This window comes from Pseudovibrio sp. JE062 (genome assembly GCF_000156235.1).
Lineage (GTDB): Bacteria > Pseudomonadota > Alphaproteobacteria > Rhizobiales > Stappiaceae > Pseudovibrio.
In genome coordinates this window covers 318868-332229 of sequence record NZ_DS996807.1, presented here as the reverse complement: position 1 = coordinate 332229, position 13362 = coordinate 318868, and the positions used below count along the sequence as shown (strand labels likewise).

The 13362-nt window shown below is 52.4% G+C and carries 7 protein-coding genes and 1 pseudogene; 1 reads left to right on the top strand and 7 read right to left on the bottom strand.

Translation table 11 applies throughout. From position 1 onward, the window contains the following. Positions 1-486: 486 nt before the first annotated feature. From PJE062_RS09100 to PJE062_RS27080, 7 genes and pseudogenes are all read right to left on the bottom strand, one after another. Positions 487-1479, bottom strand: a complete 993-nt coding sequence (locus tag PJE062_RS09100) for a Gfo/Idh/MocA family protein (RefSeq protein WP_008548676.1) — start codon at positions 1477-1479, stop codon at positions 487-489. A gap of 163 nt (positions 1480-1642) precedes the next feature. Beyond that, positions 1643-2530 carry a peptidylprolyl isomerase gene (locus PJE062_RS09095; protein WP_008548584.1) on the bottom strand — a complete coding sequence of 296 codons (888 nt, stop codon included), beginning with the start codon at positions 2528-2530 and terminating at the stop codon, positions 1643-1645. A 6-nt stretch (positions 2531-2536) separates the two neighbouring features. Then, positions 2537-3250: a respiratory nitrate reductase subunit gamma gene (gene narI / locus PJE062_RS09090; protein WP_008548281.1), complete on the bottom strand. Its 714-nt coding sequence runs from the start codon at positions 3248-3250 to the stop codon at positions 2537-2539. Positions 3251-3252: 2 nt separating this feature from the next. Further along, on the bottom strand, positions 3253-3975 hold the full coding sequence (narJ, locus tag PJE062_RS09085) for a nitrate reductase molybdenum cofactor assembly chaperone (RefSeq protein ID WP_008548320.1): 723 nt from the start codon (positions 3973-3975) through the stop codon (positions 3253-3255). Beyond that, a complete protein-coding gene (gene narH / locus PJE062_RS09080) occupies positions 3972-5513 on the bottom strand; it encodes a nitrate reductase subunit beta (protein ID WP_008548812.1) in 1542 nt (513 codons plus the stop codon). Before narH ends, narJ begins: the two co-directional genes overlap by 4 nt. Continuing rightward, positions 5510-9259: a nitrate reductase subunit alpha gene (locus PJE062_RS09075; RefSeq protein ID WP_008548675.1), complete on the bottom strand. Its 3750-nt coding sequence runs from the start codon at positions 9257-9259 to the stop codon at positions 5510-5512. The genes narH and PJE062_RS09075 overlap by 4 nt, the downstream gene beginning before the upstream one ends. A gap of 25 nt (positions 9260-9284) precedes the next feature. Continuing rightward, positions 9285-12078: pseudogene (locus tag PJE062_RS27080) on the bottom strand (nitrate/nitrite transporter). Positions 12079-12312: 234 nt separating this feature from the next. On the opposite strand from PJE062_RS27080, the gene PJE062_RS09060 reads away from it, so the two are divergent. After that, on the top strand, positions 12313-13254 hold the full coding sequence (locus PJE062_RS09060; RefSeq protein ID WP_008548256.1) for a LysR family transcriptional regulator: 942 nt from the start codon (positions 12313-12315) through the stop codon (positions 13252-13254). The last annotated feature ends 108 nt before the right edge of the window (positions 13255-13362 follow it).

Here is a 13362-nt window from a genome sequence, read left to right as displayed (position 1 = left end):
ACGAGACAAAGCGGCTAATGACTAGATGCCTCAGAAGTATTTTTTGCATGACGGCACGTAAATCAATGCAGAACACACAGTACTTTTCTTATGGTATTCAGTTATTTATCGACCGCATAAATATTATTAAACCACTATATAGCTGTGGATTGAGCCAAGTGACGATAAAACACTCGAATCGAAGCAACATCTTGAAATTTTACTTTTCGGTCAAATAATTTCAATCAATAATATTTTGCAATATTTTCCATAGATTGAAAAATAGCGCAGTGCGCCCATTGATTGCTCCAAGTGCTTATAATGCACGCAGGTAGAGCTCTGATTTCATGCAGGATTTGGAGTGTAGTGCTCAACAAGCGAGCAAAGCGCGCCTTTTAGATACATGAAAGAAATTTGGGAATAGTTGTGGGGGATGATGGCTTTGGGCTGCCTCGAAGGCGTGGAGAAGTGCCGTGGCACTTCCCGAGTTTTGTGAGCTTGCTCAGCTCATGAGGTCACCGTTGCGGCTTCCCAGTCGGTCAGGATCTGCATGATCTGACGGCTGTCTTCCATGCTTGGCGCCGGGCTTCCAAGCGCGGTCTTTCCAGCTTCAATTGCTTCGCGGATTGCTCTGACCTGATAGAGGAACGCATTGCCTTCCGCTGTTACGGTGCGGGTGTCGCCCGGTTTTTCGTAAGGGGTCACAGTGAAACTATTCCCCTCCGCTTCCGGTAGCCATGGGTTGGAATCGAGCACGAGGCTGGCTTTGGATCCCAATACCGTGAAACCGGCATGCAGACCATAGTCTTCAGCGGTGTGGAGCTGACAGACAACACCGTTGTTCAACCTCAAGGTTGCTGCGGACTCGCAGATATTCCCGTCCGCACCACGACGGCCCATCGCGGAGATCTTATAGTTTTCAAAGACATGGGTCGGGAACGCCGTCTGTAACAGCAAGTGCATCAACGAGGTCGGATAGCAACCGAGGTTGTACAATGCCCCCTTGCTGTGCGGGTTCACGAACTGAGCGATAGAAGCGCAGTACTGAGCAGTGATAGACTGGATTTCCCCCAGCTCGCCAGAGGCAACCACATCACGAATAGCAGCAGCGAACGGATGGTTCAGGTACATCAGACCTTCAACAAAAAAGACTCCATTTTCAGCCACAGCTTTCAGCGCCTGATCTGTCTTTTCCATATCCACGGAAAGTGACTTTTCGCAGAGGATCGCCTTGCCTGCATTGGCCGCTTTGATCACGTACTCATGGTGAATGTGATTAGGGAGCGCGATGTAAATGATATCAACGGCTTCGTCTTCAATGAGCTCATTAAAATCATCAAAAGTATGCTCAACATCGTACTTCTCTGCGAACACTTTCAGAGGTACTTCTGTGCGGCCTGCAACGGAATGAATCCGCGTAGAACCTTCCGCTTGAACTGCATCCGCCATGGTCAGCGAGATGAAGCTTGTTCCCAGAAAGCCCCAGTTCAGTTTCGACATTGTTTTTCTCCAGAACACAGGATCCCGAGAACATCACGGGACGGACTCCGAAAATAACCCTAATCATATTTCAGCAGAGAGAAAACACCCGAGATCGACGGCTCATGGATTATCCAAGTTTATCGATAAAAGAGCAGGTAACTCTCAGAGTTTACTTACAATTTTACTGAACTAAGGGACTGTCCGTACCAAGTAAATCAATGCCTTTGATTTCTGCGGATCCTGCCAGAATTGTGATGTATTGAGAGACTGCTTTGGACCAACTTGCAGCTTCCAACCATGCTCTGATGGTTTCCTCAACATGTTCAAACGGCAGAGTGTTGCCATCAATTTTCCGGTTCAGGAAAATGATATGATAGCCAAACTTGGTTTCGATTGGATGCTCTGACAGTTGTCCAGCCTGCATCGACTGAAGGGCGACTTCGAATTCAGGAACCGTGCTTCCCTTTGTCAGCTGGCCCAAATTTCCGCCAGTTTCCTTTGATGGACAGGCGGAGTACTCCATAGCCAGATCGGCGAAGGTCTCGGGTTTATCCTGAAGAAGCTTGATCACATCATGGGCGCGCGCTTTGGCGATGCTGCGGGCTGTGAGTTGGTCCGGCCCAGCTGCAAACAGGATATGGCTGGCCTCATAAATCGGCTCGGAGCTAAAGCGGGACTTGTTGTTCTCATAGTAACGCAGGCACTCATCCTGAGAAGCAGACGGGATATCAACTTCCTGCTCAATCAGCTCTCTGATAGCCGCGTCTTCTTCAGTTTCACTGCCATCTTCATGCTGCTCTGGTGCAGCGATGATGTTTAAAGCCCGTGCCTGCTGCAACAGGAGCTCTCGGACCACAAGAGCTCTCGCAGCTGCTTGAACCGCCTGACCAGGGTTTTCGGCGGGGTGGTTCTGAGCTTCGGCCAGAATATCCTGCTCCGATATCTGGACACCATTGACCACCACATCTGTGATGATCGGCTTGCTCTTGGGTGGCACTTTGGTGCTCGGCAGGTCCATGCCTGCCTGAGCACCTTCACTCAGGTTCGGGTTTGTGTAGAGATTGGCCATTTCACCTCACTCTGCTGGATGACGTGAGTTTGTGGAGTTGCGCTCACGTACGATCTGATAACCGGGACGCCACAGGTATCTTGCCGGCACGCTGAGCATGTGCACCAGGCGTGTAAACGGGAAGATGAGCAGGATCGTCAGGCCGAAGAAGAGATGTAGTTTGAAGATCCACGAGACATCAGAGACATAGGTCGCGGCATCACCATTGAAGGTGAAGATGCCCAATGCCCAACTCATGAACTTAACCATTTCTTCCCCATCCAGATGCTGAAGCGAAATCGGGATAGTTGCCAGACCGAGCAGAAGCTGGAACGCAAGTAGGCAGATAATGAAGGTGTCCATCGCGCTGGAAGCTGCCCTCACCCGCTCATCATAGAGCCTGCGATGAATAAGCATTCCTGCACCGACAATCGCCATGAGCCCAGCAATGCCGCCAACGACAACCGCCAGAACCTGCTTGGTTCCATGCCCAATCCCAAGCGCATCAAAGATCGCGATGGGGGTTAGCAAGCCGAAGAGGTGGCCCAGGAAGATAATGATCACACCCACATGGAAGAGCACAGAGCCCCAGACCAGTTGTTTGCGGCGGAGAAGCTGGCTGGAGCCTGCCCGCCAGCTGTAGGGTTCTCTGTCGTATCGGATGATTGTTCCAACAATCAGAACCGAGAGGGCGATGTACGGGTAAATTCCGAAGAACAACGTGTTGAAGAAGCCAGACATATCTAATGATCCCCCTGGATGTTCTGTGGGGTTGCGTCGGGCGGGCGTCTGTCCGCGGCTCTCATTTGCATTCTCAACCGGTCAGGGCCACAGCTGCCTTCCCCTGCATTGCCGCCAAACTTGACGACTTCTTCCTGCCAGATGCGATCCATTGCTTCGAGGTCGTTTGGATCATCATCCGGCTCGGCAAGGATGTTGGAGAGGAGCTCTTTTGATGGCTGTGCCTTGCTGATTTCAGCAACAGCTGCAAACGCGTTGGCGTAGATTGAACCCTTCTTTTTGAGGCGTAAACGGAGCGCCTCAAAGATATGGGCTGTCTGGCCAAGCAGTTCCTGCGCCTCTGTGAAGGGCTGGTGTGCGAGGTACTCTAAGAAGAGCGGGATGTAGTCCGGGAGTTCTGTGGTTTCTACCGCAAATCCGTTCTTCAGGTACATCTCACGCAGGTCTACAAGAGCCTGCCCGCGATCTCTGCTTTCACCATGCACGTGTTCAAACAGGTGTAGAGAGTGAGAACGTGTACGATCGAACTGGAACACATAGCGTTCCTGCACCTCGTACAGATCTTTGCCGGCCAGATCATCGCATAGATTGCAGATCATTTTCTGGCCTTTTGCCGAGAGCAGGCGGTCTGAGTTCACCGCCTCTTTCAGCGCTGGTAGATCATCCAGCAGCTCCTGCGTTGGGTAGTTGAGCAGGAGCGAGAGGATTTTTAAGGAGACAATCATCCGCGCATCTCCTTAAACACATCAGTTGGAGTTTCGACTGCCTTCTTGCGGGAGCCGCCGAACAAGTCGGTTCCATCACTGCCACCGGAGCAACCATTGCCGAAGGAGAAGCCGCAGGAGCCGCGAACATCGTAGGCATCCTCGGAAATTTCTCTGTGCGTGGTAGGGATGACGAAGCGATCTTCGTAGTTGGCGATCGCCATGATCTTGTACATGTCTTCAATGAGTTCAGGTGTAAGACCAACTTGCTTGGCGATCTCCTCATTGACCACGCCATCGATACTCTTGGACCGCATGTAAGAGCGCATAGCGAGCATGCGTTCCAGCGCAGAGACAATAGGCTGGTCCTTGCCTGCAGTGAGCAGGTTGGAGAGGTATCGAACCGGAATGCGCATACTCCGGACATCCGGTAGCTCACCGTCCCATCCAATCTTGCCAGCTTCAGCGGCGTTCTGGATTGGAGAGAGAGGTGGGATGTACCAGACCATTGGAAGCGTACGGTACTCTGGATGGAGTGGAAACGCCACTTTCCAGTCGATGGCCATCTTGTAGATTGGTGAAGCTTGGGCGGCTTTGAGCCAGTCTTCAGGAACACCATCTTTGCGGGCCTGCTCGATCACCTTTGGATCATGTGGATCAAGGAAGACCTTGAGTTGCTCTTCGTAAAGATCCTTCTCATCCTTGGTGGAGGCTGCTTCTTCAATCTTATCCGCATCATAGAGGATCACGCCCAGATAGCGGATGCGGCCCACGCAGGTTTCTGAACAGACAGTTGGCTGCCCGGACTCGATGCGGGGATAGCAGAAGATGCATTTTTCTGATTTGCCAGAGGACCAGTTGAAGTAGATCTTCTTGTAGGGGCAACCAGAGACGCACATACGCCAACCACGGCATTTTTCCTGATCAATCAAGACGATGCCATCATCTTCACGCTTGTAGATCGCACCGGATGGACACGCTGCAACGCATGTTGGATTGAGGCAGTGCTCACACAGGCGTGGCAGGTACATCATGAAGGTGTTTTCGAACTCGCCGTAGATTTCCTTCTCAACACCTTCGAAGTTGTAATCCTTAGAGCGTTTGGAGAACTCGCCACCGAGAATTTCTTCCCAGTTTGGACCCCATTCGATCTTTTCGATCCGCTCACCGGTTATCGCGGACTTAGGCCGTGCCGTTGGGAACTGAGCACTTTCAGGTGCGCCCTGAAGGTGTTCGTAGTCATAATCAAACGGCTCGTAATAGTCGTCGATTTCCGGCAGGTCCGGGTTGGCAAAGATCTTCGCCAGAATGCGCCATTTGGCGCCCATTTTGGGCTGGATTTTGCCGTTGCGTTTGCGAACCCAGCCACCGTTCCAACGTTTCTGGTTCTCCCAGTCTTTTGGGTAGCCAATGCCGGGTTTGGTTTCAACGTTGTTGAACCAGGCGTACTCGACACCTTCACGGTTGGTCCAAACGTTTTTACAGGTCACTGAACAGGTGTGGCAGCCAATGCATTTATCCAGATTCAGCACCATTCCGACTTGTGCGCGGACTTTCATTCTGCTGCCTCCTGACCACTGTCATCCAGTGGTTCTTCCATCCAGTTCACTTCTTCCAGTTTGTGAACCACAACGAACTCATCGCGGTTGGAGCCAACCGTTCCATAGTAGTTGAAGCCGTAGGATTGCTGGGCGTATCCGCCAATCATATGCGTTGGTTTGGTCACGGCTCTGGTGACCGAGTTATGGATACCACCGCGCTGTCCGGTGAGCTCTGATCCCGGTGTATTCACGATCTTTTCCTGAGCGTGATACATGTAGATCGTGCCTTCTTTCATGCGTTGGGAGACCACCGCACGGGCGACGAGCGCACCGTTGATGTTGAAGACTTCAACCCAGTCGTTGTCCTCAATATCGGCTTTCTGCGCATCAACTTCAGAGATCCAGACCACAGGTCCGCCGCGGTTGAGCGTGAGCATCAACAGGTTGTCAGTATAGGTGGAGTGGATGCCCCACTTCTGGTGCGGAGTGATGAAGTTGAGCACCAGCTGCTTTCTGCCCAGTGACTTATCGTCGATGACAGGCTTGATGCCTTTGGTGTCTATCGGCGGCCTGTACACACAGAAGCCTTCACCAAAGGCACGCATCCAGAGGTGATCCTGATAGAGCTGCTGGCGCCCGGAGATGGTGCGCCAAGGGATCAGCTCGTGCACGTTAGTGTAGCCTGCATTGTAGCAGACGTGTTCGGATTCCAGGCCAGACCATGTCGGGGAAGAGATGATCTTGCGTGGTTGGGCCACGATATCGCGGAAGCGGATTTTCTCTTCTTCCTTCGGCAAGGCCAGATGGGTGTGGTCTCTACCGGTAAACTCGGAGAGTGCAGCCCATGCTTTCACGGCAACTTCACCGTTGGTTTCCGGAGCCAAAGACAGGACAACCTCGGTTGCATCGATATCTGTCTCGATCTTCGCGAAACCTTTGGTTGGGCCGTCTTCCAGAACCTCACCATTGAGGCCTTTGAGGAGTTCAACTTCGTGCTCGGTGTTCCAGCTGATGCCTTTACCACCATTGCCAAGCTTGTCCATCAACGGACCAAGAGCTGTGAAGCGCTTGTAGACATTGGGATAATCACGCTCGATCACCACAACATTTGGCATTGTCTTACCCGGCTGTGGTTCGATATCGCCTTTCTTCCAGTCCTCTACATCAAATGGCTGGGCAATCTCGCCTGCGGTATCATGTAGGATCGGGACAAGGACGACGTCCTTTTCTTTGCCGAGGACTTCCTGCGAGACCTCAGAGAATGACTTGGCAATGCCCTTGAAGATTTCCCAGTCACTGCGCGCTTCCCAAGCAGGGTCAGCAGCGCTGGAAAGTGGGTGAATGAAGGGGTGCATGTCTGAGGTATTGAGGTCGTTTTTCTCGTACCATGTTGCTGTTGGCAGCACGATATCGGAGTAGACCGCTGTGGTGGACATACGGAAGTCCAGCGTGACCAACAGGTCGAGTTTTCCTTCTGGCGCGTTGTCATGCCAGACAGCCTCCTTGGCGCGTTGGCGGCCTTCTTCCCCTAAATCCTTGCCCAGTACACCATGTTCGGTACCAAGTAAGTGACGGAGGAAGTATTCATGGCCTTTACCAGAGGAACCCAGCAGATTTGAACGCCAGACAAACAGGTTACGCGGCCAGTTGGCTTCGTTATCCGGGTCTTCGCAGGACAGTTTCAGGCTGCCTGATTTCAGTTCCTGAGCAACGTAGTCTTTTGCGTCTTTTCCGCTTGCTTCTGCGTCTTTGGCGACCTGAAGTGAGTTGGTTTGAAGCTGAGGCGCTGATGGTAGCCAGCCCATCCGTTCTGCTCGGATGTTGTAGTCAATCAGCGATGCATTCCAATCGCCCTCAGGCGCGGTTGGGGAGATAATCTCATCCACCTTCAGTGTTTCGTAGCGCCATTGGTCTGTGTGCGCGTAGAAGAAGGAGGTGGAGTTCATATGCCGTGGTGGGCGGGCCCAGTCCAAGGCAAATGCGAGGGCTGTCCAGCCAGTTTGTGGGCGGAGTTTTTCCTGTCCCACATAGTGGCTCCAGCCACCACCAGACTGACCGACACAGCCGCACATCACCAGCAGATTGATGATGCCGCGATAGTTCATATCCATGTGGTACCAGTGGTTCAGACCGGCACCGAGGATGACCATGGAGCGTCCGTTGGTCTTCTCCGCATTAGTCGCAAACTCGCGGGCGGTTGTGATGATGTGATCTTTAGGAACACCGGTGATCTTCTCTGCCCATGCAGGAGTGTAAGGCAGCTCTTCATCATAGGATTTGGCGGAGTTTGGATCATCCAGACCACGATCTAAGCCGTAGTTTGCTACGAACAAATCAAATACAGAGGCGACGAGCGTTTCGCCTTCTGTCAGTTTGAGTTTTTTGACAGGAACCTTGCGGACCATGACGCTGTCATGGTTGGTGCCTTCAAAGTGATCGTGTTCGAGATTGCCGAAGTAGGGGAAAGCGACTTCGGCGATCTCATCGTGATCGGCTTTGTCGATGAAGGACATGGCAAGGTCTGTGTCTTTGCCTGCACCATCCTTCTCTTCCAGATTCCACTTACCTTTTTCCCCCCAGCGGAAGCCGATGGAACCATGAGGGACCACAACTTTCTTCGACTTGCGATCGATGGCAACGGTCTTCCATTCCGGATTGTTTTCTTCGCCCAGCTTGTCAGCAAACTCTGAGGCTCTGATGAGGCGTTCCGGAATGTATTTGCCGTCTTTCTTAACGAGGCGAACCAGCAGTGGCATATCGGAATATTTACGGCAGTATTCTTCGAAGTAATCCGCCTGCCTGTCTAAATGATATTCCCGCAAAATGACGTGACCCATGGCCATCGCCAGCGCGGCATCTGTGCCCTGCTTCGGATGAAGCCAGAGGTCAGAGAACTTTGCAGCTTCTGAATAGTCTGGAGAGACCACAACTGACTTGGTGCCTTTATAGCGAACCTCGGTGTAGAAGTGCGCATCTGGTGTGCGGGTCTGCGGAACATTGGAGCCCCACAACATTAGAAAACCAGCGTTGTACCAATCAGCGGATTCAGGCACATCAGTCTGCTCACCCCAAGTTTGCGGTGAGGCTGGAGGCAGGTCGCAGTACCAGTCGTAGAACGACATGCATGTGCCGCCAAGTAGTGACAGGTAACGGGTGCCAGCTGCGTAGGAGATCATCGACATGGCCGGAATTGGCGAGAAACCAACAACACGGTCAGGGCCCCATTTCTTCGCGGTGTAGGCATTTGCTGCCGCGATGATTTCGTTGACCTCTTCCCACGTGGCCCGCACGAACCCGCCGTGTCCGCGCACCTTCATGTAGTCTGAACGCTTAGCTGGGTCTTCCTGAATGGCAGTCCACGCAGCTACAGGTGATTTCACCGTACGCTCCTTGCGCCAGAGCTTGATAAGGCGAGAGCGGATGAGCGGGTGTTTTACGCGGTTTGCGGAGTAGATGTACCAGCTGTAACTGGCACCACGGGAGCAACCGCGCGGCTCATGGTTCGGCAGATCTGGACGCGTGCGTGGGTAGTCCGTTTGCTGGGTTTCCCATGTGATGATCCCGCCCTTCACGTAGATCTTCCAGGAGCAGGACCCAGTACAGTTCACGCCATGGGTTGAACGTACGATCTTGTCGTACTGCCATCGCTTTCGATAGCTGTCTTCCCAGTTTCTGTTCTCGTTCGTCGTAACACCGTGCCCGTTTGCAAAGGTACCAGTGTCCTGTTTTGCGAAAAAGTTCAGTTTATCGAGGAGTAGAGACATCTGAAATGCCCTTCACTTTATTTGCTTAGCACGGAACGGATGCACCCTTGCGGGTGTAGAAGAACCAAGTGATCACCAGACAGATCACGTAAAAGATGCCGAATGCCCAAAGCGCAGCATCCGGACCACCGGTGTAGGCGATGGATGTGCCGTAGGCTTTGGGGATGAAGAAGGCACCATAGGCTGCGATGGCGGAGGTGAACGCGATGATTGCTGCGCTTTCACGCTCTGACTGACGCAGGTGAGCTGTTGCATCCAGCTCTGGCATCAAGAGGCCGACCTGTTGACGCATTATGGTTGGGATCATCTGGAAGGTGGAAGCGTTGCCAACACCTGTCAGGAAGAAGAGTGCCATGAAGCAGGCAAAGAAGCCCCAGAAGGCACCCGGCTCTGTTTTGATCGACAGGAAGAACAGCACACCACCAACGGCCACTGCCATAAAGAGGAAGGTCCAGAAGGTTACACGGCCACCGCCATACTTATCTGAAACCCAACCAGTACCTGCACGGGACAACGCGCCGACAAGTGGGCCGAGGAACGCATAGGAAAGTGCATTCACTTCCGGGAACTGAGTTTTCATCAGCAGCGGAAAGCCTGCTGAGTAACCAATGAAGCTACCGAATGTGCCTGTGTAGAGGATACACATGATCCAGTTATGCGCTCTGGAGAAGATGATGGATTGTTCTTTGAAGCTCGCCTTTGCATCGGCGATATCGTTCATACCGAACCATGCTGCCAGTGTCGCCAGAACGAGGAAAGGAACCCAAATAAAGCCAGCATTCTGGATCCAGAGTTGCGATCCACCTTCAAGGACTTGGGGAGCTCCGCCAATCGCGCCGAAAACGCCTGCAGTGATGACAAGCGGGACAACAAACTGCATGACGGACACGCCAAGGTTCCCGAGGCCAGCATTAAGTGCGAGCGCATTGCCCTTCTCTTTCTTCGGATAGAAGAAAGCGATGTTGGCCATGGAAGACGCGAAGTTGCCGCCACCAAAACCACACAGCAGTGCCAAAAGCAGGAAGATCGCATAAGGAGTTTCAGGGTCCTGAACCGCGTAGCCGATGCCTAAAGCTGGCAAGAGGAGCGAGGCCGTGGTCAGTGTTGTCCAAAGGCGGCCTCCGAAGATCGGCACCATGAAGGAATAGAAAATCCTGAGCGTTGCACCGGAAAGGCCTGGCAACGCTGCCAGAAGGAAAAGCTCGTCTGTTGTGTAATCAAACCCAATGGCAGGAAGTCTTGCAACAACAACACTCCATACCAGCCACACAGAGAACGCCAGCAGCAAAGCTGGAATTGAGATCCAAAGGTTTCGTGAGGCAATCGCCTTGCCTTTGGTCTCCCAAAAATCCGGTTCGTCCGGCCTCCAATCAATGAGTGTGTGCCCTGCTTGGGTTTTATCATCAGACATACATTTATTCCTTTTGGCTACATGCCCTCCCTAGACCGGTGTCCAGAAAGGGCTTCGCTGGTTATGGGTATTTGTCTGCACCTGCTGGTCCGTCAGGGCCTTCGACAGGCTCTTCCGGAAGATCAGAAAGATCGGTTTCCTCTTGTAATTCTGGGTAACGCTTGCGCTCCATTCTGCGGATGGCGACATGCATCCACACGGTTGAGACGGCGACGATGATGAAGAGAAGCATGAAGGGGGCTGTCCAAACGCCGGTCCAGTCCAACAGGATGCCGAAGGCAATTGGGAGGAAGAACCCACCAAGTCCGCCAATCATGCCAACAAGTCCCCCCACCGCGCCGACGTGATACGGGTAGTAAACCGGGATGTGTTTGTAGACTGCCGCTTTGCCAAGGCTCATGACGAAGCCCAGCACGACGGTTACGGAAACAAATGCCCCGACACCAAGGCCGAAGGTGAACTCAATCGGGCCTTCGATGCCGCTGACAACATAAGAGGTTTCTGGATAACTGAGCAGAAACAGACAGATGAGTGAGACAATGAAGGTGAGGTACATGACAAAGCGGGCACCCCACTTGTCAGACATCCAGCCGCCCAGCGCTCGGAAAACAGACCCTGGCAATGAATAAAGGCCGGCGAACACACCAGCCGTTGTCAGCTCCAGTCCATAAGCGCCGGTGTAATATCGCGGCAAGAATGACGCGAGTGCCACGAAGGCACCGAAGACGAAAAAGTAATAGGTCGCAAAGCGCCAGACTTGTAGGTTCTTGAGCGGTGCGAGTTGCTCTGCTGTGGAGACGGCTTGCTTGCCTTCTTTCTTTCGCTCTTGCTGTGCAGGGTCATCTTTACTGATCAGATAGAAAAGGACTGCCGTGATCGCCAAAACAATGGCGTAGACGCGGGCGGTGCCTTCCCACCCAACAGCGACAACGAGAAAGGGAGCCACGAAGTTGGTAACGGCAGCGCCTACGTTACCAGCACCGAAGATGCCAAGAGCGGTGCCTTGCTTCTCTTTTTCAAACCACTGCGAGACGTAGGCGACGCCGATAATAAAAGAGCCGCCGGCCAATCCGAGGCCCAAGGCGGCGAGAAGAAAGACTTCATAGGTTTGCACTGAGGTGAGTAGCCAGACACAGACAGCGGTGATGAGCATCTGCAGCGGGAACATAATTCGACCGCCAAACTGTTCTGTCCAGACACCTAGAAAAATACGACTGACAGAACCGGTAAGTACCGGGGTCGCGACCAGCAGGCCGAATTGCGTATCTGACAGGCCAAGCTCGCCTTTAATCCGTACGCCGATGATTGAGAAAATAGTCCAAACTGCAAAGCAGACAGTAAAAGCAAAGGTACTGAGCCCCAATGCTCTGTATTGATCTGAGCGAGTAACACCCTCAAGTGAATGCATAGTATTTGTTCCTGAATTCTAGCAGGTAAGACAATCCACATAGAATCTCAGGAGCATTAGCACTCAAAAGTAGAGTAACACCTAGAAAGAACAAGACTAAACGAGTAAAATTGAAATACAACTTGGAGTAAAACTATGTTTTATTTCCACCCTGCCTTCGACGAAAAACGCCTATCCAGAGCACTGTGATGCTGATATGCTTCTGTTTGAGGCGGAGATTTCGAAGATAAAGCAATGTCTTACATCAACAATGTCAGGATGTTCGTGCGTGTGTTTGAGCTTGGCAGTATGTCGGCTGCGGCGCGGGACATGCATGTGTCTCCGGCAGTGGCTTCTTCACGCATTGGAGAGCTTGAGAAGCACCTGGGCATTCGCTTGTTCAACCGCACCACCCGTACGATCCAACCTACTGAGCAAGGTAGCATTTTTTACCCTGGTGCCCGCAAGATGCTGGAGGCGATGGAAGAGGCGGAAGCTGCTGTCCATGAGGTGACAAACACCCCTCGTGGCTCGATCTTCATTTCCGCGCCACTGGGCATAGGGCGACGTTTGATCGCACCGCTTATTCCTGAATTTCATGAGGCCTACCCGGAGATCCACGTGCGTCTCAGACTGTCTGATCGCCCCCTCAACATCACGGGAGAAGGGCTGGATCTGGCATTCATTCTGGGACAGTTGCCAAATTCTGAAATGCGGCTGAAAAACCTTCTGGATTGCCCGCGTGTGTTGTGTGCTTCACCTGCTTATCTGGACCGTCGTGGAGAGCCGAAGCAAGGAGCAGACTTACAGCACGGTAAGCACGACTGCTTGCTGCTGCAGTTCCCCGGTTCCTCTGAAAACCGCTGGGTCTTGCAGACTTCTGAAGGCAAACAAAGCTTTGCGGTGGGAGGCCCGTTCACCTCAGATGATGGCGATGTGCTTGTAAACTGGGCATTGGAGCATCATGGCATCATCAACGCACCACTGTTTGATGTGGTGGACCATTTGCTCAGCGGTGATCTTGTTGCCATCTGTACAGCCACCCCTCCTTCCAATGTGCATCTAGCATGCCTGTTCCCACATCGGCGCTATCAAGATCCTAAGATCCGGCTATTCCTCAAATTTGTGAGTGCACGTTTGAAGGCGTACCTAAAAGACAAGAGTTCTCAATACACTGCTCATATGCAAAACGGATAAGATCACACCTTCAGAGTAGCTTTAGGCCTTTGTTTTTTCTAGGTAATCGCGAAACACTTTCAAAATTTATTTGATAATGCGATTCATTTATTAGGCTAAACTTATAGT